This window comes from Furfurilactobacillus rossiae (assembly GCF_013394005.1).
GTDB classification, from domain to species: domain Bacteria; phylum Bacillota; class Bacilli; order Lactobacillales; family Lactobacillaceae; genus Furfurilactobacillus; species Furfurilactobacillus rossiae.
This window is the reverse complement of record NZ_CP040586.1, coordinates 2,644,534-2,667,798: the sequence shown is the minus strand read 5'-3', so window position 1 is coordinate 2,667,798 and position 23,265 is coordinate 2,644,534. Positions and strand designations below refer to the sequence as shown.

General features: G+C 43.1%; 29 protein-coding genes. 14 read left to right on the top strand and 15 right to left on the bottom strand.

Annotated elements, in window-relative coordinates; genetic code table 11:
* Positions 1–859 precede the first annotated feature (859 nt).
* Positions 860–1,339 (top strand): 23S rRNA (pseudouridine(1915)-N(3))-methyltransferase RlmH, encoded by a 480-nt coding sequence (gene rlmH, locus LROSL1_RS12740; protein ID WP_017262512.1) that lies wholly within the window; start codon positions 860–862, stop codon positions 1,337–1,339.
* 52 nt (positions 1,340–1,391) lie between these two features.
* Here the strand turns inward: rlmH and LROSL1_RS12735 are convergent, their stop codons facing one another.
* On the bottom strand, positions 1,392–2,657 hold the full coding sequence (locus LROSL1_RS12735) for a YhgE/Pip domain-containing protein (protein ID WP_178914836.1): 1,266 nt from the start codon (positions 2,655–2,657) through the stop codon (positions 1,392–1,394).
* A 147-nt stretch (positions 2,658–2,804) separates the two neighbouring features.
* On the opposite strand from LROSL1_RS12735, the gene LROSL1_RS12730 reads away from it, so the two are divergent.
* Complete coding sequence (locus tag LROSL1_RS12730; protein ID WP_017262514.1) at positions 2,805–3,353, top strand: TetR/AcrR family transcriptional regulator; 549 nt, start codon at positions 2,805–2,807, stop codon at positions 3,351–3,353.
* 26 nt (positions 3,354–3,379) lie between these two features.
* Here LROSL1_RS12730 and LROSL1_RS12725 read toward each other — a convergent pair whose 3' ends face one another.
* On the bottom strand, positions 3,380–3,742 hold the full coding sequence (locus LROSL1_RS12725; protein ID WP_178914835.1) for a TIGR02328 family protein: 363 nt from the start codon (positions 3,740–3,742) through the stop codon (positions 3,380–3,382).
* A 413-nt stretch (positions 3,743–4,155) separates the two neighbouring features.
* Here LROSL1_RS12725 and LROSL1_RS12720 point away from each other — a divergent pair, with 413 nt between their 5' ends.
* A complete protein-coding gene (locus tag LROSL1_RS12720; RefSeq protein ID WP_225440536.1) occupies positions 4,156–4,737 on the top strand; it encodes a GrpB family protein in 582 nt (193 codons plus the stop codon).
* A 74-nt stretch (positions 4,738–4,811) separates the two neighbouring features.
* Here the strand turns inward: LROSL1_RS12720 and LROSL1_RS12715 are convergent, their stop codons facing one another.
* Complete coding sequence (locus LROSL1_RS12715) at positions 4,812–5,981, bottom strand: DUF2075 domain-containing protein (protein WP_178914834.1); 1,170 nt, start codon at positions 5,979–5,981, stop codon at positions 4,812–4,814.
* A gap of 13 nt (positions 5,982–5,994) precedes the next feature.
* A complete protein-coding gene (locus tag LROSL1_RS12710) occupies positions 5,995–6,585 on the bottom strand; it encodes a TetR/AcrR family transcriptional regulator (protein WP_017262520.1) in 591 nt (196 codons plus the stop codon).
* A gap of 166 nt (positions 6,586–6,751) precedes the next feature.
* Between LROSL1_RS12710 and LROSL1_RS12705 the strand changes: the two genes are divergently transcribed.
* Both LROSL1_RS12705 and LROSL1_RS12700 read left to right on the top strand, forming a co-directional pair.
* A complete protein-coding gene (locus LROSL1_RS12705) occupies positions 6,752–7,279 on the top strand; it encodes an LbetaH domain-containing protein (RefSeq protein ID WP_178914833.1) in 528 nt (175 codons plus the stop codon).
* Between the two features lie 118 nt (positions 7,280–7,397).
* Positions 7,398–9,344: a GTP-binding protein gene (locus tag LROSL1_RS12700; RefSeq protein WP_178914832.1), complete on the top strand. Its 1,947-nt coding sequence runs from the start codon at positions 7,398–7,400 to the stop codon at positions 9,342–9,344.
* On the opposite strand, the gene yaaA is transcribed toward LROSL1_RS12700, so the two are convergent.
* Complete coding sequence (yaaA, locus tag LROSL1_RS12695; protein WP_178914831.1) at positions 9,345–10,091, bottom strand: peroxide stress protein YaaA; 747 nt, start codon at positions 10,089–10,091, stop codon at positions 9,345–9,347.
* A gap of 243 nt (positions 10,092–10,334) precedes the next feature.
* On the opposite strand from yaaA, the gene LROSL1_RS12690 reads away from it, so the two are divergent.
* Both LROSL1_RS12690 and LROSL1_RS12685 read left to right on the top strand, forming a co-directional pair.
* Positions 10,335–10,724 carry a type II toxin-antitoxin system RelE/ParE family toxin gene (locus LROSL1_RS12690; RefSeq protein ID WP_178914830.1) on the top strand — a complete coding sequence of 130 codons (390 nt, stop codon included), beginning with the start codon at positions 10,335–10,337 and terminating at the stop codon, positions 10,722–10,724.
* The gene (locus LROSL1_RS12685; protein ID WP_178914829.1) at positions 10,717–11,031 is read left to right on the top strand and encodes a helix-turn-helix domain-containing protein; all 315 of its coding nucleotides are present in this window, start codon (positions 10,717–10,719) and stop codon (positions 11,029–11,031) included. Before LROSL1_RS12690 ends, LROSL1_RS12685 begins: the two co-directional genes overlap by 8 nt.
* A 21-nt stretch (positions 11,032–11,052) precedes the next feature.
* Here the strand turns inward: LROSL1_RS12685 and LROSL1_RS12680 are convergent, their stop codons facing one another.
* Positions 11,053–11,997, bottom strand: a complete 945-nt coding sequence (locus tag LROSL1_RS12680; protein ID WP_178914828.1) for a linear amide C-N hydrolase — start codon at positions 11,995–11,997, stop codon at positions 11,053–11,055.
* 69 nt (positions 11,998–12,066) lie between these two features.
* Positions 12,067–12,873 carry a MerR family transcriptional regulator gene (locus LROSL1_RS12675; protein WP_178914827.1) on the bottom strand — a complete coding sequence of 269 codons (807 nt, stop codon included), beginning with the start codon at positions 12,871–12,873 and terminating at the stop codon, positions 12,067–12,069.
* A gap of 103 nt (positions 12,874–12,976) precedes the next feature.
* Between LROSL1_RS12675 and LROSL1_RS12670 the strand changes: the two genes are divergently transcribed.
* Positions 12,977–13,933 (top strand): zinc-binding dehydrogenase, encoded by a 957-nt coding sequence (locus LROSL1_RS12670; protein ID WP_178914826.1) that lies wholly within the window; start codon positions 12,977–12,979, stop codon positions 13,931–13,933.
* A gap of 12 nt (positions 13,934–13,945) precedes the next feature.
* Positions 13,946–14,290, top strand: a complete 345-nt coding sequence (locus LROSL1_RS12665; RefSeq protein ID WP_017262529.1) for an MmcQ/YjbR family DNA-binding protein — start codon at positions 13,946–13,948, stop codon at positions 14,288–14,290.
* Between the two features lie 152 nt (positions 14,291–14,442).
* Here the strand turns inward: LROSL1_RS12665 and LROSL1_RS12660 are convergent, their stop codons facing one another.
* The gene (locus tag LROSL1_RS12660; protein WP_178914825.1) at positions 14,443–15,936 is read right to left on the bottom strand and encodes an amino acid permease; all 1,494 of its coding nucleotides are present in this window, start codon (positions 15,934–15,936) and stop codon (positions 14,443–14,445) included.
* A gap of 230 nt (positions 15,937–16,166) precedes the next feature.
* On the opposite strand from LROSL1_RS12660, the gene LROSL1_RS12655 reads away from it, so the two are divergent.
* Positions 16,167–16,901, top strand: coding sequence for a class I SAM-dependent methyltransferase (locus LROSL1_RS12655; RefSeq protein WP_178914824.1), 735 nt, complete (start codon positions 16,167–16,169; stop codon positions 16,899–16,901).
* A gap of 325 nt (positions 16,902–17,226) precedes the next feature.
* On the opposite strand, the gene LROSL1_RS13310 is transcribed toward LROSL1_RS12655, so the two are convergent.
* From LROSL1_RS13310 to LROSL1_RS12640, 3 genes are all read right to left on the bottom strand, one after another.
* A complete protein-coding gene (locus LROSL1_RS13310) occupies positions 17,227–17,499 on the bottom strand; it encodes a hypothetical protein (RefSeq protein WP_236402343.1) in 273 nt (90 codons plus the stop codon).
* Positions 17,500–17,782: 283 nt separating this feature from the next.
* Positions 17,783–18,547 (bottom strand): ABC transporter permease, encoded by a 765-nt coding sequence (locus LROSL1_RS12645; protein WP_178914823.1) that lies wholly within the window; start codon positions 18,545–18,547, stop codon positions 17,783–17,785.
* The gene (locus tag LROSL1_RS12640) at positions 18,528–19,289 is read right to left on the bottom strand and encodes an ABC transporter ATP-binding protein (protein ID WP_178914822.1); all 762 of its coding nucleotides are present in this window, start codon (positions 19,287–19,289) and stop codon (positions 18,528–18,530) included. The genes LROSL1_RS12645 and LROSL1_RS12640 overlap by 20 nt, the downstream gene beginning before the upstream one ends.
* Positions 19,290–19,405: 116 nt before the next feature.
* On the opposite strand from LROSL1_RS12640, the gene LROSL1_RS12635 reads away from it, so the two are divergent.
* Genes LROSL1_RS12635 through LROSL1_RS12625 form a run of 3 tightly spaced genes read left to right on the top strand, consistent with a single transcriptional unit; the run spans position 19,406 to position 21,064 of the window.
* Positions 19,406–20,095, top strand: a complete 690-nt coding sequence (locus tag LROSL1_RS12635) for an ArsR/SmtB family transcription factor (RefSeq protein ID WP_178914821.1) — start codon at positions 19,406–19,408, stop codon at positions 20,093–20,095.
* A 59-nt stretch (positions 20,096–20,154) separates the two neighbouring features.
* Positions 20,155–20,688 (top strand): GNAT family N-acetyltransferase, encoded by a 534-nt coding sequence (locus tag LROSL1_RS12630; protein WP_178914820.1) that lies wholly within the window; start codon positions 20,155–20,157, stop codon positions 20,686–20,688.
* A gap of 13 nt (positions 20,689–20,701) precedes the next feature.
* Complete coding sequence (locus LROSL1_RS12625; protein ID WP_178914819.1) at positions 20,702–21,064, top strand: iron-sulfur cluster biosynthesis family protein; 363 nt, start codon at positions 20,702–20,704, stop codon at positions 21,062–21,064.
* A gap of 37 nt (positions 21,065–21,101) precedes the next feature.
* Here the strand turns inward: LROSL1_RS12625 and LROSL1_RS12620 are convergent, their stop codons facing one another.
* Both LROSL1_RS12620 and LROSL1_RS12615 read right to left on the bottom strand, forming a co-directional pair.
* Positions 21,102–21,416 (bottom strand): hypothetical protein, encoded by a 315-nt coding sequence (locus LROSL1_RS12620; RefSeq protein ID WP_178914818.1) that lies wholly within the window; start codon positions 21,414–21,416, stop codon positions 21,102–21,104.
* Positions 21,417–21,444: 28 nt separating this feature from the next.
* Positions 21,445–21,813: a MerR family transcriptional regulator gene (locus LROSL1_RS12615; protein WP_178914817.1), complete on the bottom strand. Its 369-nt coding sequence runs from the start codon at positions 21,811–21,813 to the stop codon at positions 21,445–21,447.
* A gap of 132 nt (positions 21,814–21,945) precedes the next feature.
* On the opposite strand from LROSL1_RS12615, the gene LROSL1_RS12610 reads away from it, so the two are divergent.
* The gene (locus LROSL1_RS12610) at positions 21,946–22,329 is read left to right on the top strand and encodes a carboxymuconolactone decarboxylase family protein (RefSeq protein WP_178914816.1); all 384 of its coding nucleotides are present in this window, start codon (positions 21,946–21,948) and stop codon (positions 22,327–22,329) included.
* 89 nt (positions 22,330–22,418) lie between these two features.
* On the opposite strand, the gene LROSL1_RS12605 is transcribed toward LROSL1_RS12610, so the two are convergent.
* A complete protein-coding gene (locus LROSL1_RS12605; protein ID WP_017262540.1) occupies positions 22,419–22,670 on the bottom strand; it encodes a hypothetical protein in 252 nt (83 codons plus the stop codon).
* 175 nt (positions 22,671–22,845) lie between these two features.
* Positions 22,846–23,031, bottom strand: a complete 186-nt coding sequence (locus LROSL1_RS12600) for a hypothetical protein (protein ID WP_178914815.1) — start codon at positions 23,029–23,031, stop codon at positions 22,846–22,848.
* Between the last annotated feature and the right edge of the window lie 234 nt (positions 23,032–23,265).

Below are 23,265 nucleotides of genomic sequence, written 5' to 3'. Positions count from 1 at the left end.
TTTTTTTGTGTCTTCGGGGATTTCACAAACTCAAATTGAATCATGATAATCATTTCCTGGGAAATTTGATTACTGTCTATTTATGCTAAACGACTGGTATGGGTGTATTTATAAGCTTTTTTTATCTATAATTAGGTGGTAAACAATCCACAAATGAATAATGTAATGTATACTTTTGAAAACGAGAAAGTCACAGAATGTGGGATAAAACAACGAAACGTGGTGTGGATAAACTGTCTTTATACAGAATAAAGTGTAAATATGCAGGATTAATTCTGCATAATAATCACCGTCACGTAAACAGCATTCTGTAGTTATCGTTTAGTTAGCTGGTGTCCAATTTGGAAAACCGAATGTTTTCCTGGGACATTACCTATTTTCGGCAAATTGCCCCATAAAAACATTGCGTTTTCCGAACAAACTAAGCTATGAAAAATAAAGTGGTTCGTTTCGGAAAATGCAATGAAAAAATTGTTTTGCACAGGTGTGGATAACTATGTGGAAAACTGTGGATAAGTTTGTGAATTGGGGATAAATGCCGAAAACTAAGGATTTCGAAACAGTGGGAAAAGTTATCCACAGGTCAAAAAAGTGCGGTGGATAAGTGGCTATAAAAACCTCTGTTCGATTTTAAAACCCTTTGTTATCAATGATTACAGGCTGTGTGTTCGTGTAGAGACACCTTGTGGATAACTGTGGATAACTTTTATTCACAGGATAAAATGACAGCGTCACATAGCGTCGCAAAATCGATTATTTTTGGTAAAGAAAGTTAAGGAAAAGTAAAAGCTGTGGATAACTTTTTCATAACAGATGAGCTTGTGGATGAAAACAAAATTTGGAAACGGAGTATATACACGTGAATATCAAGATTATTGGTGTTGGAAAACTGAAAGAAAAGTATTTTAAGCAGGGCATTGCCGAATATGCGAAACGTTTGTCTAAGTTTTGCAAGTTTGAAATTGTCGAAGTTGCGGACGAAAAAGCTCCCGAATCTTTAAGCCAGTCCGAAATGGATACGGTTATGGCTAAAGAGGGGGAGCGAATCCTGGATCATATTAAAGATAAAGAATATGTCTATGCGTTGGCTATTTTAGGCAAGGAACGGACATCAGAGGCGTTTGCCAAGGAGATAGCAGACTTAGGGACGTACGGACATTCTGACATAACGTTCGTTATCGGCGGCTCATTAGGGCTGACACCTGCCGTTTTGAAGCGTGCGAACGCACAAATTTCGTTTGGTAAGTTTACGTTGCCACATCAGCTGATGCGTCTAGTGCTGAGCGAGCAGATCTACCGGGCATTTATGATTAACTCGGGTAGTCCGTATCATAAGTGATGCGGTCTTAATTAAAAAGACAATTGCTTTTTCACCGGCAATTGTCTTTGTTTTAATTTTGTTTAGCTGTTTTTTTGGAGGAAAGATACATTAACATCAAACCGCAGGTAGCGTAGACGCCAAGAATCAAAATTGACGTACTCATAGTTCCCTTACCGTGCAAATATAATTGGTTAATTAAGATATTTTGAGCATACCTAATTGGGGTCCAACTATAAATCCATGTTCGGTAAAAGTTGCTTAGCATAGTTGCCGGGTAGGTAACTACTGCTGTTGACAACATGACAGTCATAATCATCAGTGGCGCACCTGGAATGCCCAGCCAGTTGATGACAGCGCTTTGAATTAGGAAAAAGACGAATGCAATTGCTGTTGCGGTGAGCAGATAAGCACTAGTATGTGGGATTGGCACTTTGTAGCAGATGTGACTGAAAAAATATAGTGAACCAGCAGACGTGGCACTGAACAGTAAGCCGGTGATCCATTGACTTGTAATTGTAGTCGCGTGCATACCACCGCCCATAGTAGAACGTTCGTCCCGCTTTTTGTGTTCAATTCTAATCAAGAGGCTCCCAATCATAGATCCAATCCAAAGTAAAATCGTTGTAAGTAATGGTGCCATTCCAGAAATACTACTGGTTGAAACTCTATTCTTGACGATCATGGTTGATTTGATAGGCTTTTGAAGCTGGGTTAATTGTGTGGGTGTGAGTTTTACATTTTCTTTAGTGGCAATGGCGATGAACTTGGTGCTGGTCATGGTATTCAATGCTGTTGCCATTTTTGGGAGTGCAGTTGTTAAAAGACTCGCTGCAGTCATATTGTTGCCTTGACTCACTTCTAATTTGATCTCAGCTTTTTGAGGTGATATTGCCAATAGATTGTTAGTTGCATTTCGTTGAGTAATGTAAGTATCTGTGGTAGTAAAGGCGTTATTTTGTGCCGCCATAGTCCGGAGATTTTGATCCATTACTTGGGCCTTGAACCAGTTCGTTTGACTGGTCAGGCTTTTTGAAAAATGTTTCGTCAGGATTACGGCACCAAAGTATCTTCCGTCTGCATAGCCCTGTGTCAACTTTGATACATTGGCGACATGCACCCAATGTATGGCGGCATTTTTCTTTGTCCCTTGATTTTGTAGCTTATCCACAATCTTTTCACTGGCTAATGAGTGGTCTTCATCTACAATTGCAACTGGGATATGTCTAACTTTCACGCTGGTTCGAGGCCCAAATTGTGCAAATGAGAAGAAGGCAATGATGCCAATAATAACGAGTAAATACGACCAAATTCGCTTGTGCTTAAATACTTCAAACATAATAATCATTCCTTTCAGCAAGTAATAGTTTAACTAATTTTCCTGCATTAAAGAATGGTCAAAGTTTGCTATAATGGGAATTAGGAAACAATAATGGACACTATGTTACTTATCGGAACGTAAAGATGCAAATTGATTGGAGCACTTATGACAGATTTACGGATTAGACGGACACGAGAGTTGATTAGACGAGCTTTCGTATCCCTGATAAATGAACAAGGATTTGAACAGCTGACAGTTCAGGCTATTTCAGAACGAGCAATGATTAACCGGAAAACTTTTTATGCGCATTATGTCGATAAATACGCCGTTGCTGATGAATTATGCACAATGATTCTGGATTGGCTTCATGAAAGTTTTCAATTGCGTGAAAAAGTAATTGCGAATAGTTTGACCTTAGAGATTGCAATTAAGAATTTGCAACCGCAATTAGTCCAGCTCCGAGCTCAATGGTTTTCACCGTTACAAGCTTTGATGCGAATCCCAAAGTATCGAAAAAGATTGACCGAACAGATTACAAATGAAAATCTGGAGATGATTCGGCATCGCCTAAAACTTTCATTTTCAGATTTTGAACAAGTTATTTTGGGTTCTGTCATTAATGGTGCAATTGAATATATTCTTGATGGAGGGCAGTTACCTAGCTCTGATGAAATACGGAAGCTTCACAACGATATTCAGATGATGTTTGGTTAGAAAGTTTGGTTCTCCAAACTTGGAATCTATAAATGAATGCCTTTTCCCTTTAGGTTATTTAGACATTCCCGCAGGTAGGCATCATTATGTTCAGGATAAATTGGCGATGTTAACGGAACTTTTTCTAAGTTGCTATAGGGAGGACAGTTTTGCCCTCGGTATGCAGGATTGCACCACTTAGGATCTGGTTTGTAGCCGCGCCTTTTCATTTCAGTCATGACCAGCATGTGGAATTGATATAACTTGTATGGCGAATGAGTAAAAACATAATTGACGGTTGCGTGTTTTTTGCCCCAGCCATTTCCCCTTAGCGCTGCTATTTCACGATGTTGCCCTAGTAGTTGCTGTCGAGGTAGTTTACTGATTAACGCTTCATGCCAAAGTCTCAAGGTAATTATCCTCCTGTAAAATCAATGTGTTGAGGATGAAAAGTATCATTTTTCAGTGGCTAAAAATATCGATACAAGTACTCTAACTTTACTAAAATATATAACGGTCAGACTAGTTTACAAACTAATCAGCCTAACGATTCAAACTGTGAAAGAACGACCAATTTTTCAAGGAGCAACACCAGCCAAAACAATGTTTATTATCAAGAATCTGATAAGACTACGCTGCCAACAGTTGAAGGAATGGTACAACCTGATGGCGGGAAGGTAGATATAACGCGAGATAGTCAGGAAACAATGATGAGTAACAAGTCTAAATAATCAGCGATTAAGAAGACAAAATCGACTAAATGAATTTAGACCGTTTTGCAAGGTAATCATAAAGGCAAGTTATGAGTATGGAGATGGGTTAGTTGAAGAACTTAGAAAATATGAGCCTACACGATTCATGGAAACAATTTCCAATTATCTTAAAGGAGTCTAACCCCAACTATAAACAATGGTATGAGGACGAAAAGAAGATACTTCTGGACCATCTAAGTGACGCACCTATTTATCGAATTAATCATATTGGTAGCACGTCGGTTCCTGGATTAGTTGCCAAACCGACAGTTGATATTCTATTGGAACTAGCACAACCGTATTCTTTAGATGCAATAGCGCGAATTTTAAGACCATCATGGAATGCAATGTCGAAAAATGACGACGAGGGGACACTCGACCTTAACAAGGGGTACACCCCAGCTGGGTTTGCCGAGAAAGTTTTTCATTTGCATATCAAGCCAGCTGGTGACTGGGAAGAACTCTATTTTCGTGATTATTTAAGTACCCACACTGAGATAGCAAGGCAATATGGCGAGCTCAAATTAAGTTTGGAGAAGAAGTTCAAACATAATCGAGGCGCTTATACAGCGGCCAAAACAGGCTTTGTGACTACCTATACGCAAAAAGCTCGAGAAGAGTTTGACGGACGTTATCGTCGAATGACTATTTAATAACATTGAACATAATCAAAAGACGATACCGATGAACATCAATTGCTCATCGGCACCGCCCTTTTTGCTGATCACTATTTACCATTTTCGTACAAATCCACAAGTCGTTTCCGCAGCGCATCATCGTACGCGGTCAAGTACAAGCCGTACTTCCCGCGTTTCATCAGCACATTCAGCACGTCAGCGATGAACTTCTTGTACTCGTCACGTGAGAACTTCATGTCCTTACGTTTCTTGAAGACTTCTTTATGTGAATATTTTTCAGGAATCACTGTCATTGTGTCCGTTTTGGGGTCGTAACCAAACGACGGACCGATAATCATGCCAACGTAATTAAGGTCGAAACCCTGGAGGGTATAAATCGTACCCACTTGGGTAATCGATCCTTCACGTTTGGCCCAGTGTGTCCGTTGAGGGTCCCATTCATCCCATGGCAAACTAAAGGAATCCATTTCCACGTTGTGTCGGCCGTCGATTCGGGGGAAGCCAGAGGTAGCAACCATCCGGCTCATCCCGACTTCTTTATTCCGTTTCTTAATGGTTTCAAACATCTCACCGGCGGTATCGAACACTTTGAACTTGAAGTCACTGTTAATCGGGAACGGCTTCATCGGTTTTTCTTCGGTCAAATCGTCCATCCAGGCAACTTGCTCATCGCTAGCGACCATGCGGTACTGGAAGTTCATATCAAACGTTTTGTGGGGATGGTTACCGATAGTTTTCAGTAATAAATCGCGATCCCAATACATTTTTGATTGGAATACTTGGTCGAAATCATAAACAACGACGACCACTTTGGCCAAGTTCATCAAGTCAGTTAGCTGATTTTGACCGCGGTAATGAGCGTAGGGCTCGGATTTTGAATATAAAAGGTGGGCTTCATCAACAAAGATGATGTCATACTTCTTGTTGTGCTTTTGGGCATCATTAATAAGTGATGTTGGTCGGCGAATTGTGTTGACCTTCATGTTGGGAATCGATTCCGCGATATCCTGATAGGCTTTATACAACTCAGGATGGTTAACAACTAATGATGTCTTGTAATGATTATCCGTCATGTATTGGCGAACCAATTCCATGAGAACCACTGATTTACCGGTGCCGGCCGCACCTTCAATAATGGCAACGGAAGATGGTTTTGTGGTAAGACCCTGTTTGATGTAGTTATTGATATTTGTAATCACAGATTTCTGATCGTCTGAAAGGTCATCGACGAAGAATTGCGCTTTTAATATTTCGTTCATTTAACTCTCCTAATTAGTTTTGTTGCGCCATTATTGCTGGCAAAACAATTGTGTTCACCAAGTCAGTTATGTAGTTTAGGGACAACTGATTCCGGTTGACCATTGCTTGATATAGTAACAGGTTAAATGGTAACAGTTTAACGTTATCTGTAACAGTATGCTTTATTTCACCGTCAAGTTCAGCCTGACTGAGGATTCTTTCCATGATGTATAGTTGTTCCTTGTGTAACTTAACGAAGTATTCGTTAACGACGGGATTGTTTTTGCCTAACTCAATCAACACTGCTCTCATAAATTGTCGTGAACTGTCGAAGTGGGCCAAACTATCAATGATGTTTTCTTTTAGTGAGCGACCGGAAAAATCAATATCAGCCTCTGAGGTAATGTTCCTATCATCAAAGTAGTTTTCCGCGTCTAGCAGTAGTTCAAACGGTGTGTGCCATCGTCTATATAACACCGGTCGGCCAGTGCCTGACAGGCGCGCAATGTTATTAAACGTGACATTTTCATAGCCTTCTGTGTCAAGAATAGTCACGGTTGCCTTAAAAATACTTTCTGTGAGCTCTCGGTTTGTCTTTCGAGGTGCTCTTTTTTTGTCACTCATAAACGTGCTCCTCAATAGTTGATAGTTTCAGTATAACAAAAATATGGATTTTAATTACATGAGGTAACTAAAAAAGATTGATAATCACTTAAAATGGTGTATTCTATATTTATAGATACAGGTTGTATTTATAAATAAAAATATGGTAATTAAAGGAAGTATAAATATGGATGATTTTAAAACATTGTTTAAACGTAATAGTTTTTCACAAGACAAAGATGTTCGTCGGCAAGCGGCCGAACAGTTGCAGCTTCAATATAACTGCGAAATCAATGGCCTTCAGATCGACGAAAGTGTTCTGTTTGCCCACAACGGGAAAGGCTGTACAGTGGTCGCTTCAAAGCTTTCAGAAGGCGATGTCATATTTCAGAATGTCACAATTGGTGCTAATCAAACCTACAACAAAGCAACTCAAAAATGGGAGCATTTAGGCAATCCGGTGTTAGGCAAAAATGTAATTGTTGCTGATGGTGCCAAAATTGTTGGACCAATCATCATCGGTGATAATACAGTCGTTGGAATGGGTGCGATTGTCACTAAAGATGTACCAGCCAATAGTATTGTTTATGGCGTGAATAAAATTAAACCACGCGATCCTGATCACGTACCGGTCTTTTTTAAAGATATGCCTGAGAGTGACGAAATTATTGCTGCATGTAACCAAGTGATCGATCGATATAAGAATGAACAGTAGAATAGTCTGAGTTTGTGCGGCCACTCTGAATCGTTGGTGTGCTCGGTTGGTTTAACGTCGTTGTTCAGTTATAGTTGAAGGAACGAAGTATGGCATCAATTGACAAGGAGGTCACCACATGAAACACATTGTTGCTGGCGTCGTGGCTCACGTGGACGCAGGGAAAACGACCCTGTCGGAGGCGTTACTTTATAAAACTGGTGCCGTGCGCACATTAGGTCGTGTGGACAATGGGGATGCGTTTTTGGATCCAGACACGTTGGAAAAGCAGCGTGGGATCACTATTTTTTCGCATCAGGCCAACCTCCACTATGGTGATTTGTCATTAACATTACTGGACAGTCCCGGCCACGTGGACTTTGCCGCGCAAACGGAACAGATTTTACCGGTCCTTGATTATGCAATCCTGGTCGTTTCAGCTACTGATGGTGTTCAGGGTTATACACAAACATTGTGGCGTTTATTAAAACGGTATCATGTGCCAACACTAATTTTCGTAAATAAGATGGACGCAGATGGCGTGGACCGTGAGGCGATTCTCCAACATTTACAAACGGAATTAGCGCCCGGTTGTCTGCCATTTGACTGGGACGGCGATGTCGATTCGATGCCAGAAGAAACCGCCGAGGCAGTTGCATTACAAAACGAAACGATCCTCGACGATTACTTAAACGGGACACCATTATCAACATCAACGATTCAACACATGATTCAGCGACGTGAGGTGTTTCCCTGTTTCTTTGGATCAGGTCTTAAGATGACCGGCATTGATACATTGTTGGATGGTCTGTCACGTTGGACGCTTGAGTCAGAACCAGCGGCAGAATTTGGCGCGCGAGCATTCAAAATCTCTCACGATGAAAAGGGCGAACGGTTAACTTGGATTCGCGTGATCGGCGGCGTGTTGAAAACGAAGGCAGAGGTCTTACCGAATCAGAAAGCCAACCAATTACGTGTTTATAATGGTGGCAAGAGTCAGATGGTTTCTGAAATCTCAGCGGGTGACGTCGGTGTCATTCTCGGTTTAACCGATACGCGGCCAGGTCAAGGTCTCGGTGCTGCCGCAAATAGTCCAGCGCCGTTGCTACAACCGGTTTTGAACTACGCGGTCAAGCTGAATGGTGTGGATGCCCATACTTGTTTAACGGCGTTGCGCCAACTTGAGGACGAGGACCCACAATTACATGTGACTTGGTCTGAGCAGGTTCAAGAAATTCGTGTTCAAATCATGGGTCCAATTCAGTTAGAAGTCTTGCAGGAGCAATTAAAGACTCGTTTTAATCTCGTCGTCAGTTTTGGTGAAGGCAGCATCTTGTATCGTGAAACAATTACTGAACCAGTTGAGGGCGTTGGCCACTTTGAACCATTGCGTCATTACGCGGAGGTTCATTTAAAGATGACGCCGGCCAAATCGGGGAGCGGAATGACGTTTGACACAGACTGCCCGGTCGATGTCCTCGGCAAGAACTGGCAGCATCAAGTGTTGACCAGCCTACAGGCTAAAGAGCACCTAGGCGTTCTGGCTGGTGCACCGCTGACGGATATGCACATTACGTTAATCACAGGCAAAGCTAGCATCGTGCACTCAGTTGGCGGCGATTTTCGTGAGGCAACGTGGCGCGCAGTCCGTCAGGGTCTCATGATGCTGTTAGCAAACGATGGTGACCAGTTGCTGGAGCCTTGGTACCAGTTCCGTTTGACGGTTGATGGTGATAATGTTGGCCGTGCGATGACCGATATTCAGCGGATGCATGGGTCGTTCGAGACGACCATGACAAACGGCGCCAACACCGTTCTAAGCGGTGTGGCGCCGGTATCTGAAATGCAAGATTATGCCCGAACTGTCCAAGCCTATACGCATGGTCTGGGGCAGCTCGAATGTGTCGTTGATGGGTACCGTCCATGTCATAATGCGGATGAAGTGATCGCCGACGCAGATTATCATCCGGTTAGTGATCTTGAAAATACACCAGATTCTGTATTTTGTGCCCATGGTGCGGGATATCCAGTGGCATGGGATCAGGTTCCGACCGCGGCTCACGTGCCTTACGTGATGACTCATTAATCAGTCTTGTTTTAAGAAGACGAAAGTCGTTTCGTCCGAACGTTTGGCATCAAACCGGTAGTTCAACCGGTCAAATTGTTTCAAATCACTAAGATCATGAACATTATTTTCAGCTAAAAAACGAACCATTTCACCCCGTGCCATTTTTGCAAATGTGGCACGGGTTTTTAGTTTGCCGTCAACGAGGTGGCCGAAGACAACATTGATCAACGGTTCAGCGGGAGTTAAATAACGCTGAACCGTTTTTGTGTATTCCTGTGAGGCGAGGTTAATTAACGGTTCATGATGCAGGTCCAGACCACGTTCAGGTTTGTCACCCCAAAAGTCGTACAGATTCTTGTAGCTTGTCACGTGGAGGGGCGCCTGCATTTCCAGGCGGTAGGGCGCAACGCCATCAAACGGACGTAGCACCCCGTAAAAACCAGATAGAATCCGCAAATGATCCTGCACGTATTGCAATGCTTGCGCCGTAAACACGCCTGGTGCCATGTACTGGTACTGAATGCCAGAGTAAGCCACCAGTGCAGGTGTTAACTGATGTTTGAGATTGATTTGCTGTAATTGTTGGTAGGCTTGTTGCGCGATTTTGTCGCTACAGTGCCAAAGCTGATGCAGTTCTTCATAACCCATTGATCGCAACGTTTGCAAAATTTCCTGCGTTTCTGGTAGGAATTGTGGCAAGGATGAAATATCGAAACTGTCTGAATCAATGGTCATTTTCTTAGCTGGTGAAATAATTATCTTCATGTGAGACCCTTTACTTTTAAATGCTGTTTTGTAAATGATAGCAGGTTTTTTCGTCCGATATCGGCCATCATTCAAGCGTAAATATTTGTACGGAAATTATATTTCAAACGAACATATTGGTTTGAACTGCGTATGTTAATGTAACTGGTTTTAGTAGCAGTGAATCAGTGAATTTTATTAATTGACAGGTACGATTGAACCGTATATTCTATAATCGTACTTCGGCAATGAACTGGAGTATGGATGGAACATGAGAAGATTCACTTTATTTACCCAAAGCTTTTTATAAAGAGATGGCAGCAGTTAAACTTGAGTTTGCTTGATAAAGGTCGACTGGAGAGAAACATCACGTACTTCTTTAATAGTAGTCCCGAGAATAATAATGGTAGAAGATTTCCAGGTAATATCATTCGTGGCACTGGTGGTGCCTATAAACTCAGATTCTCGTCAATAGCCAGTAATCAAGGTCAAAGTGGTAGCTACCGAGTTATTTATTTCGTGGTTGCAGGTAGTCAGGTAATCTTTTTAGAAATGTATCAAAAGAATCGGCAAGAATCCTTGAGCGATGCAAAAAAACAAGAGATTCGAAAGATGATTAGTCTGATAAGGGAGGTAAATGAATCAGATGAGTAAGGATAAGGATGAAAGTTATATCATGCAGAACTTGGCCGAAGTTGAGGCATATTTCAAAGGTGAACCTAACAATGTTGAAGTGCACACGGTCACTATCGATGTGCCACCGCGTTTTGATGCCAAGACGGTTAAGCAGCTGCGCAAACGGCTAGATGTGACGCAAAATACAATGGCCCATTTGTTAGGCATTTCGCCACGAACTGTGGAAGCCTGGGAAATTGGTCGGGCTGAACCTAATGGCAGTTCACGTCGCCTCCTTGAACTGTTTCAGAAGGATCCTAAAATCATTGAATTACTGCGCGATTAACAATATTTAATTAACAAATAACTACGTAAACGGATAAGCAACCACTTGCTGGGGGCTATCCGTTTTTATGTCGTCTAAATGAAGATGATGAATTTCACCGGTCCGCACGGATTTAAACGTCATGGTGCGTTCGGTCAAGTCCAGTACGTCCTCATAATGCGTGTAGTCCATGTTGCTGCGCCGCAAGCGTTCAGGCGTTCGGGGGATGACAACGTCGTCGAGTAGTGTGAGTAACTGATGTTCAGCGGCAAGTGTCGTTTGCGGAGCATCTTGGCGCCATAAGTTAATGACGGTGCGTTGGAAACGGTCCGTTGGTAAATTTGTGTGGTGTAAGTCGCCATCGAAAGAGCGACACGCTTGTTTGAAGACATCAACCGAGGATTTGGGATCAATGCCAAGGGTTTTGGCCAAACGGACAATGTGCGCCGGATAGTTTGGCGTGTTTGTCAGCACATGAAGTGGTGCTTCAGTCAGCGTTAGCCCGTGGCCCCGCGGCTCCAAAATAGCCGTATTGCCTGCAACATCAGTCAGTAACCAATGAAATGGCCGCCAATTATTCTCGCTATACCACTTTTGTGCGACGATATTGATATTTGGCAAGTCCAAACGCAATTCGGCAATTGAATGATGCGTTAGCGCCCAGTAAATGAAGTCCTGTGGCGTGATGTTCAGTTTGCCATCGACCATTGATGAAGCATAGTGAGCTTCAACCGGAAAGTAAAGTTCAGCGCAGGCAAGGCCAGCTTCGTTCATGCCATCACCCATTAAATAATGATTTCCCGGCGTCCAGCGACCACCGCCGATAACCGCCATTGGCAGTGGTTTACCAGGATTATCAGTAGATGGTTGCCACAAAAATCCAACAGGTAGGTAAATTGGCCGCCATGGCGTAGTAGTCGGTAGATCCATGGTTCGTGCGAAAAACGCGTGGTCATTTACGGATTGAAGTGTGATTGCGGTGCACATGAGAAAACCTCCTAAATGCGAGTGCTTATGTTCCACGTGTAACTTTCTTGCCCAATGTACCCAAATCAATCAAGCAAGCAGTCGATACTCAAGCAACATGTATGACGATCCTGCTTTACTAGACAACTGTTCATCGAGATTCAACTGCCACAGTGTCCGGTCGATTTTGAGATCGTGGAGTTGAATGAAGTCATGTAAGATATTCAGTGAGTGACAAACATCTGCTGTCGTATTGAATGTTTTGACGGAGACGTATTCGCCAGCTGGTCGGTTAACTGTTGCGACATTGTTGGGAACGGCGGGGCTGACGGCTTTGATAATACAAAAAGAGGCCGTTTTATAGTCATCAGCGATGCAGCCAGGCAATGTGGTCATGAAGCCTGATTCGCGTTTGTCGATCAGCTTCAGCGTGCCGATTTTTTGGTAGAAGTCTTGATACAATTGACTGATTTCTTCTTCGGTACAGGTCACGGATTGAATCGAGCGCCAGTATTCCTGGTTAGAATGATCAACGATCACGGGTTTGTTGAGAGCGGCCGTTTCGCGAGCAGGCTCAGGTGCAAAACGTTGATTTAGCGTTTGCTTAAGCGTGTCCAAACGTTGAATTTTAGCGTCAATGGTTTGATTTAACGTCTGTAGCTGAATGTCTAAGCTCGGTGTTTGACCAGCGTTAAGTAAGTTTTTGATTTGCAGAACAGATAATCCTAGTTTTCGCAGTTCCAGAATGAAGGTCAAATCATACAGTTGATCATAATTGTAGTAACGATATCCATTTTCTGCGACCATCGCTGGCTTGAATAAGCCTTGCTCGTCATAGAACAGGAGTGTACGTCTTGTTGTATCAGCGAGTTCCGCAAATTTTCGAATTGTTAGCATTATTACCTCTTATTCCTTGACCTGTACGTTACGTAACAGTTTACACTGATTATAGTTTGAAAAACGACAAAACGAAACAGGTTAATTTTAGGAGGAACGTAATATGAGAGCAGTTGTGATTAACGAACCGGGCCATGCGGATGTGTTAAAGATTGTTGACCGGGCAATGCCTGTCGCAGATGCAGAACACTCAGTCCTTAAGGTTCACGCATTTGGTGTGCATCGCTATGAAGTGTTGACGCGTGAAGGTGGCTCGCCAAGCGTTAAATTTCCACGTGTCATCGGTGTTGAGGCAGTGGGTGAAGTTGCTGATACTAAGCCAGGTTCTGGCCTCACAGTTGGTCAGAAAGTCATCACACTGAACGGTGGCTTTGGCAGGGAATTCGATGGTAGCGAGCAGGAATATGCTTTGGTACCGAACAAACAGCTGTACACCGTTGATTTTGATGGCTCCTGGGTTGATTTGGCTCAGTATCCGGAAACCTTCGTGACGGCGTTTGGCGCCATTAAATCGTTGCATTTGAGTGCCGGTGATACGATGCTCGTTCGTGGTGGCACGACGGCGGTCGGGTTAGCGATGATCAAACTGGCAAAGGCAATGGATCTAAACGTGGCGGCAACGACGCGGAAACCTAAACGGTTGGCTGACGTTACGGAGAATGGCGCCGATGAAGCCGTATTGGACAAAGACGGTGAGCTACAAACGGACAAGCAGTTTGACGGCAATGTTGATTTAGTCGGAACCGTTACGATGCGCGATTCAGTCAAACACGTGAAGAGCCAAGGAATTTGTTGTGTGATTGGCTTGCTGGCCGGTGAATGGGAAATGAAAGACTTTTCGCCGTTTGAAATGGTTGATAAATATCTAACGGCATACGATTCAAATGACTTTGATCAAGCGATGATCGATGAGCTATTTGGCCTGATTCGGAAGCATCACATCAGTATTCCAATTTCGAAGGTGTTTACACTGGATGATATTGCAGCTGCGCAGGATTATGTGATGGCTAATTCCAAGATGGGTGAGGTCATTGTGACAACGGATGAATTAACTAAGTGAGGGCTAGATTTCATGACTGAAAAAGAACTTATTCAGATTGTCATAGACGAAACTGGTGGTTTTCTTGACCATCCCTTTAATGGTGGTAGCAGTCATGAAAAAATCAATTGGAATATCATTCGCCATCATCGGAATCGAAAAATCCTCGCGATGGTATTCATCAAGGATGATCATTTGTTGATTAATCTAAAACTCAGTCCTGAACACGGTGAATTCGCGCGTAAACTTAGGGGTGTCGAACCCGGCTACCATATGAACAAAACGCACTGGAACACCATTGATGTTAATCACTGTGATGTTCAACCGCAGGAATTAGTTGGGATGATCAGGGAAAGCAGCGCACTGACAGAGAAGTGAGTGTCCTCTCAATTTCAAAAACGACTTTGTTCCGTCCCACGATTGACTCAATTGAAGATAATAATAAACAAAACTGCCACGCCTGGATTGAATTGGGCATGGCAGTTTTTGGGTTGCAAAGTTTAACGGGAAGTATCTGTGTCGCGGGCGGGCTATTTATCCAATGGATCGATTGTGTGCTCACCACGTCCTTGAATTTGTGTGAAACGCGGTACCTCATCGTGTTTAAGATGACGAATGTGCCATGAACGTTGAGTCTTGGCAGTCCGTCTGCGGGAATAAAGCCACAAAGTTATTCCAAGAATGAGCAAGAAAAAACCACCCATGACGAGCGTATAAGTGAGGGCCGGAAGTTGTGCGTTGGCAGTCGGGAAGAATGTTGAACCAAACACTAGCGCAGAAGTGATGAACCCAATTACGCCAATAATCAAACAGACAACGCGGCCACCGGGAAGTTTGAAAGCAGCTTGACGGCTTTTGCCAGTGACGTTGAGCACGATAAAACCGGCAAATAGCAGCAAGTACGTGACAAGATAGAGCATAACAGTGAGGGCCATCGCCATGGCAAACGCACCGTTGTTGCCGCCGATAACAACCGTTAACACAAAAGCAATGATGGACACGATGATGCCTTGCAAGAGAACAAGATGTACTGGTACCTGATGTTTGTTCACTTTGTTAAACGTTGTTGGCAGAATTTCGTCCTCAGCCGTGACCAGCAACGATTTAACAGGGCCAACAATCCAAGAACTGATTTCGCCCAGCATACCGATTGCCATGAGCAAGCCGATGACTTTTACCAGTGGCGCAAAGGTCGGTCCGAGGATAATGGCCACCATACTATTGATGGCCTGAATAACACCTTGGTTAAGCGACAGGTCTTTCAAAGGCACGACGGCGGCTACGGATAGGCCACCAAATGAATCGATGATAATAGCAAAGGCGACCAGCGTCAGCATAATAATCGGATAGTTGCGCTGCGGTCGTTTGAGATTGTTAACGTAAGAAGCAGAGGCTTCAATACCAGTAAACGCAAGAATGTAAGGCACGATTAACGTTAATGGATGTCCACTTGTGAAACTGTTAGTCGATAAGGTTGTTGCAAACTGAAGGGGATGCCCCGTGGCAACGTAGACACCGCTGAAAACTAACAGGATGAGTGCCGGCAGAATAATCCCAAGAATAAACGTCCATTTTACCAACCGATCGGTATCATTGATGCCCTTTAGCTGAATCACAGTCATGACCCAGTAAATCGCGAGAAAAGCGGCGAGCTTTAACCAAGGATTGGTGTTAAGGGCCGGCAAGTTTAGCGCATAGGCCATTACCCCGATGATGAAGTAAATCATGGTGATAAAGTTAACGGTGATTTGCAACCACTGAAAGAAGACGGCCACAAAACCGGCTCGCTGCCCTAGTGTGCCCTTAACCCAGGTGTAAACGCCACCGTCACTCCATCCAGGCATCGTCGCCATTTGGGCAGAGGCTAGTGCCACCGGTAAAAACCAAAAAATTCCTGCGACAACTAATAATAGGGTCGCCATCAGTCCCGACTGAGCAAAGGCTGGATATTCGTCGGCGGACATAAGCATGGCAGCCGTTAATGTGAAAAAGCCAAAAGCACTTAGCGAAGCATTCTTTTTCATGAGGGGAACCTCTCACTAGTTATAATTTAAAAGTTATTATTTATATTATTTTATCGATTGGACTTGTCGGATGTCAAAATCCCAATCTACTCCAGATTACTTTTCTACCGTTGTCTAAAAAGGGCTATAGCTTTTAGACAAAAATTGGTGCGTCCTAAACTTCTCAAGGTAAACTATCCATGCTACACTGTAAAAATTGTTGAAGAAAAGGAACTTGAAGGGGAAAATACATGAATCAACCAACACATACACGCATCACCAGAGGGATTGACGCACCATTTGTGCCGATAATGTACTTAATCGCTGGTATCCTGATACTTATTAACTGGGCATTTTCACACAGTTATCCAACTTCATGGGTAACGTTAACCCTAGGAATCATCATGTTTGCTGGTGGCTTAATCTTTCTTCATACTACCCTTCGTGGGAAATACATAATTTGGCAAAAAATCATGTCGAACATGTCAATTACAAAGGATGCTCAAGTGCTCGATTTAGGTTGTGGTCATGGTGCGGTTCTGATTGCGTTTGCCCAGCGTCTTGGTGCGCATGGTCATGCGACTGGTGTGGATCTGTGGCGTCAACGTGATCAGTCCAACAATGGCAGTGAACAAACGCAAGCTAACTTGGTGGCATCAGGTGTCGCTGACCGAACATCGTTGTTGACTGGTGATATGACGAAATTGCCAACGGGCGACAACGCTTATGATTTCGTTGTTTCTAGTTTCGCTTTTCATAACATTAAACCGGCTGCTCAACGCAAAATTGCTTTGAGTGAAGCAGTTAGAACGTTAAAACCAGGTGGCCGGCTCGTCATTGTTGATACGAATCACAATGACCGTGAATATAAAGCTGCGCTACAAGATTTGGGGCTTAAGGATATTGAGCTCAAGTCGGCCGGCTTTAATGGTTGGTGGAGTGGCCCGTGGATGTCTTCGTATGTAATTCAGGGGATTAAAAAGTAACAATATTTAAAAAGGTTAGCACTTCCGTGAGCGGCGTTATGACCACGACAAGTGTTAACCTTTTTAATGAGGTAAATTGTACCAATTCTGGAAAGAACTCTACTTTTTAAAATCATCCCTAAAATTATAGAGTTATTTTGGAGAGGGCCTATACCGACTATTTACTGATTAAAAAAATTGCTTTTAACAGTATTTTTGATGATACAATGAACACGTAAAAAAGGATGTCACTGCGAATGACATCCCTACCGATCCGCAAAAGCGGTGGTGCTTACGACAAACGAGTAATCGTCAGCTTGCCAAAGTTGAGACGACTGCCCGTTTTTTATGTTAACAGCAAGTCATAATGACCGCGATTAACTGAACGACCAATGCCAAAAGTGCCACCACAAACATGGCGAACTCTAGCATCAGCTGCAGTGCATCCTTTACGGACACGAGGTAACTCCTTTCCATCAGATTCTGTGACAATACAGTAAAAGTTTCTTACCCCATTAGCACCATCTTCTTTCAGGTGTAAAATACACCAAAAGTCACCAAACGTGTCACTGACGTACAGAAAGCTGTGCATAACCCAAATAGACAGATGTAAAGGCAAAGTTCACCTTCACATCTGTCTATTTACGTTATTGCTCGCTTTCTCCCGCGCTTCGTGAGCACTCTCAAAAGCGTCTTCACTTCTCGGTAATCAAAATTATAGCAAAGCGAACGGCATGAAATCCTCAACTTTGATGAGGATTTCATGCCGTTTTAATAACAGCTACATGATGTTTTCGTGTGACTATAAATCCTTTAATATCAAGACGTGTCACTGATTTTTTGCAAAATATATTATCTAGGTTTTTAAAGAAGCAGAGGTGTGAAAATGTTTGAAATTACTTTTAGTAAACCAATCGCCTATGCACGAGATAAATCGGTAATCCGGCAATTAGTATGACGACCACAAGTAGCCAACCCAAGTGAAACCAAATACCGGTAGGATTGCCCAGCATAAGGCCACGACAAACCTTAACGGCATGGTATAGGGGCGATAGCCAGCAGTATGGTTGAAGCCAACGTGGCATATTGGCGACAGGAAAGAATGTATCCGAAAACATGTACATTGGTTGAATGACCAGCATGGCATAGTAATTAAGATAGTCGCGATTAGGAACAAGCAATGTAAAGATCAGGCCCAGTAACCCGAACAAGAGGCCATTCAAGAATAAAAGAAATGGGACAAAGATAACTAGCCAGCTATGGATAGCACCTAAAAATCCTGCGATAATCAAAAATAGTGTGCCGAAAATGGTAGCGCGAATACCGGCCCAGATGGCTTGACCAATGATGATGTCTTGCAGGTTAACAGGTGTCATGCTAACGGCGTAATAAGTCTTTTCAACCCGCATCTGAATAAACGCATTTGTCGTGGCCTCATTGGTTGCTGCATTCATGCTGGTGGCGGCGACTAAGCCTGATGTGACAAACAGAAAGTAGGGCATGCCTTCAACGTTGCCAACAAAGTTTGCTAAGCCAATTCCCATTGCAATCAGATAAAGGATTGGATCAAGCAAGTTTGGAAACACAGATACTTTGAAGAGTTTTCGAAAACTCATGTAATTGCGTTGAATGACGTGTTTGATGGATCTAAGAGAGAGCTTGTACAATGTGATCATCCTCCTCGTGAAAATCGGTAAGTGCCAAAAAGGCTTCTTCTAGTGATTGATAACCGTACTTTGCCGGCAACGTATCTGGGGCACCAGAAGCGAGAATCTTGCCACGGTGAATAATTAATACTTGATCAGCTAACCGTTGAACTTCATCCATGTAGTGAGAGGTGAGCAACAAAGAAACGCCTTCACTTTTTAATTGATCCAATTTTTTCCAAATTACATGGCGTGACTGAATGTCTAGTCCGGTTGTTGGCTCATCAAGAATGATTACTTTGGGATGGTTGAGAAGAGCGCGTGCCAGCACCAAACGGCGCCGCATGCCACCAGACAAATCACTGATTTGTTTGTCATCGTAATTTGCTAAACCGGCAAACGTTAGCAGGTTCTGTGTTCGCTTTTTCAGCTCACGTTTGGGGATGTCATAGCACAGGCCGTGAGCAATCATGTTTTCGTAAACCGTAAGTGAACCATCCAATAAGTCCTCTTGAGATACAATGCCAAGCGCCCTTTTTGTGTTTGAGGGCGCTTTTTTAACGTCGAAGCCATCCACGGTGATCCTACCCCGAGTAATGGATGCTGCTGCGTAGATCATTTTCATGGTTGTTGTCTTGCCTGCACCATTTGTGCCTAATAAAGCAATGCAACGGTTGCGTTGCAACTGAAACGAAATGTCATTAACGGCTGTAAAGGAACCATATTTTTTTGATAAATGAGAAACTTCAAGAATGGGTTTCATGGTTATCAACCTCCGAATTAACTAAATTTGGTGAAAAATGTCGTTTCTCACTGAAATTTAATGTATCATGAGGTCAACTCGATGATCTTCGAAATATGGAATTCGGCGGTGATAATATGAATGAGGCACCAGATGTTGCAGCAATCGTGGAAATTTTTAGTAACTCGGCACGGGTTAAAATGGTGGATATGTTAATGGATGGCCGAGCTCACACAGTCAATGAACTGGCCTTGGCTGCTAAGATCACGCCGCAAACAGCGACATATCATTTGCAAAAAATGGTCGGTCTTAACTGGCTTAAAATGGAGAAGTACGGGCGCTTTCATTACTACACGTTGATTCGATCAGACGTCGCAACACTGTTTGAAACGCTGAGTCCGGTTGCGCCTGAGAAGAAAGTCGCTTCTCTAAACAAGAGTCTGAAATATAAAAAACTATATTATTGCCGAACATGTTATGACCATGTGGCAGGTCGAATTGGCGTTGCCATTACTGATAAACTAATTGAAAATGGCGCCATCGCTTTGGAAAGTGCGAATTTTAACGTGACACAAAGTGGCCGAACATTCTTATCAAGCACTTTTAATTTGAACTTAGACGAGTTGATGAAGAAAAAACGTGCTTTTTGTAAACCTTGCCTGGATTGGAGCGAACGTAAAGATCACGTTGGGGGCGCAGTTGGTCATGGCATTCTGACGTTTCTGTTGGATCATGAGTACTTGGTCCGTGGCAAAGATGCGCGAGCGTTGGTGGTGACGGATTCTGGTCATAATTTTCTTGAACAGCGCCTTCAACTCAGCGTTTAATGATCTGGCCTAGTCTAGGAAATTTTAAAAATCGTAAATTAACGAAGAGATGATTAGTAATGATGTTACGTGTGAAAGATCAACTTCAGCTCAGTTCTTTAGCGCAAAGTGAAGCGCCAGCATACTTTCAACTAATCACACAAAATCAGCAGTATCTTGGCAAGTGGTTACCTTGGGCGTTAAAAGTTACAACGTTAGCGGACCAAGACCGTATTACACATACTGCGGTATTGGCCGACCGTCAGCAACCCAAGCAGTTTAGCATTTATTGTCAAGGCCGGTTGGTAGGGCGGATTAGTTTTGTTAAATTAGACATGGCCAATCGGACGGCTGAAATTGGGTACTGGCTGAGTGAGGACGCGCAAGGCCATGGCATTATGTGTGCCTGCGTTGACCGGCTTGCTCGTTATGGATTCGAAAAGTTGCATCTCAAAAGAATTGATTTGAAAATTGCGATGCATAATCAGTCAAGTTTAAAGGTGGCCGCTGCCTGTGATTTTGAACGGCAAGGGATCTTGCTTAACGCTATCCATTTGGTAAGTGGCCCAGTAGACGCGATTCGTTGGTCGCGATTCAATGTTAATAATGATTAAAGCGGAGGGATAAATGATGGATCTTACATTTTCAGATGAGGCACAAACAAAACTTACGGAAAAAATGACAGTCGATGACGCACTTTTGCTGGATTTGGATGACGGTATTGGTCCGCTGTCACCGTATTTAAAGGAAAATGGGTTAATGTATCAGTTGTTCATTTGCCCAAAGACGAAGGTGCCCAGTTCTTTTACTAAGCATTTTCAAACGTCCCTGGGGCCGGTTTACTTTACCGATGTGACAGAAGTCTACTTAGATGAGCACATGAAAATCACGTACAAACCTATCCAAAATCGATTTGAATTACAAAGTGATCAACAGATTATGGAATCAAGTTTAGATTTGGTTAATTTAAACGAACAAAAAAACTTCTAAGCTAGTCAACCAGGCTAGTTTAGAAGTTTTTTTGTATTTAGCTGGCAATGATAAACAGGACAAGCAAGACTATTTCAATGGCGAGGCGAATTAGATGGTGTGACCAATGAACATCGGCACCAAATAGCCGCCGACTCGCCATTAGCGCGCCACTTGAAATCAACACCATGCCGATTACTAAGAATGGAATCGTTGCGTTAGTGGGGAAATCACCCACTGCGGCCAACAGGAATAGTGAACCGATAACCGTTGTAATAGCGCCGGCCCAACCGCCTTTGCGGACGTTGAACCAAGGCAAAATGAGATAAATAAGTGCATAGATACCAATCAAACGGCGCATAAAAATGAGCATGTAATTCCCCCGAGTTTTTGTTTAATACCTAGTTTTGATTGAGCTGTTGTTTTCGTTGGTGATAGCTATCGATTTTTTGATCTAAAAAATCGAGATGTTGCTGGATCAACTGTTGTTCACCTTTCAAACGTAGTCGCTGCTTGGCTAAGAGGTCCAGCCGTTCATCGATGGTGGCGTCACCAATATCACGCAACTGAGCGTAGGCTTGAATCTGTTTCATCGGCATGCCGGTGCTTTTAAGTCGTTTGATAAACGCCATCCAGTGAATATCCGCATCAGAGTATTCACGTTTGTTGGTGTGAGAACGAGCAGGCGTGATGAGATCGAGCTTCTCATAATAACGTAACGTATCGATCGGCATCCCGACTAGTTTTGAAAACTCACCAATACTGTACATATTTTCCCACCTATAGATAATTTTGGTCTAGAACAGTTGTCACCATAGAGAAAGTGTAAAACTTTAGTTGACATGGAGTTAACTCCAGATAGTAGGCTTATCCCAATCTTAAAGGAAAGGGAGCTTATATTGATGCCAGAAAATGAAAATAGTCGTTTGAAACGGGGCCAAGCAAAATTGCAGGAGGTTGATGCAGAAGCGGCGACAAATGTCATGTCAGGATTGGCGGATGTGGCGCCAGATATTGCGACGTACATTGAAGAATTTGCGTTTGGTGACATTTGCTCGCGGTCAGGGCTCGATCTCAAGCAGCGTGAAATGATTACAGTCACGAGTTTATTGACGCAGGGAGACACGGCCGCACAATTAGCGGTGCACATTAATGGCTGCCTTAACGTTGGGCTGACTAAGCAGGAAGTTGTCGAAAGTTTCATCCAGTGCTTGCCATACGTTGGGTTTCCAAAGGTGTTAAATGCAGTCGCAGTCGCTAAACGAGTTTTTGCTTCACACAAATAGTTAGTTTAGGGACGGTCGAATAAACACAAAATAGCAGTTGTCAGTTTTTAGTTCTGGCAACTGCTATTTTCAACTGTTCAAACTGACGGTTATCCCTTCAATCCTCGTGATTGCCGATCCATATCCTCAACGACAATGTCGAAAATTTCACCTAGTGAGGCGCAGTACTTTAGAATGTCCCATGGTTCGTTGGTGTGGAAGTGAATTTTAATGAGGTTGCTATCGCCAACGGCAATCAAACTGTCACCTTTGAAATGAGCCTTAATGTAGGCGTCGATTTTATCTTCGTCAAGGTCGTGACCATCAATTAGACATTGTGTATCGTAGCGAAATTCAATCATAAGTTAATTCTCCAATTTCAGTTTGATAATATCGAATGCCCTCATTGTACGTGGGTGGGACGATAAATGCATGAAATCTATCTTAACGAAAAACAACGTCACGGTTTCAACCAGCATATGGACTGGCAAAGACCGTGGCGTTGTATTTTGTGTTTTAAATCAAATCAGTTTTGCGTTAGAAACTGCGGCCAAGAAACGACAGTCCGCCGATGGCTAAGAAGATGAGCACTAACCAGATAGCGATGTGGGCGAAGAAAACAAATCCTGCGACCACGACCAGCGTACCCAAAATCCAGAAAACAGCCTTGCCGATGAACCGCCCAAAAATCAGTAAGATGGCCAGTCCAGTTAATAGTCCCATTGAGGAACCCTCCTAAATTTTAAACGTGTCAATTAACGCAGTTCGTTAACTGTGCCCAAATTCTAGCATTTCTACTGGCGGATACAAGTAGTTAAATCGTAAGGATTGGTAAAGCTGATTACGGTAGAAATAAAACCGCTAAAGAAAGTGTTGCTGTTTGAGAAATGTAGATAAGTTAACGACGTCCAGCAAGGTCAGTACACCGATTGGACGATGTGCAAAAACACGTTCACG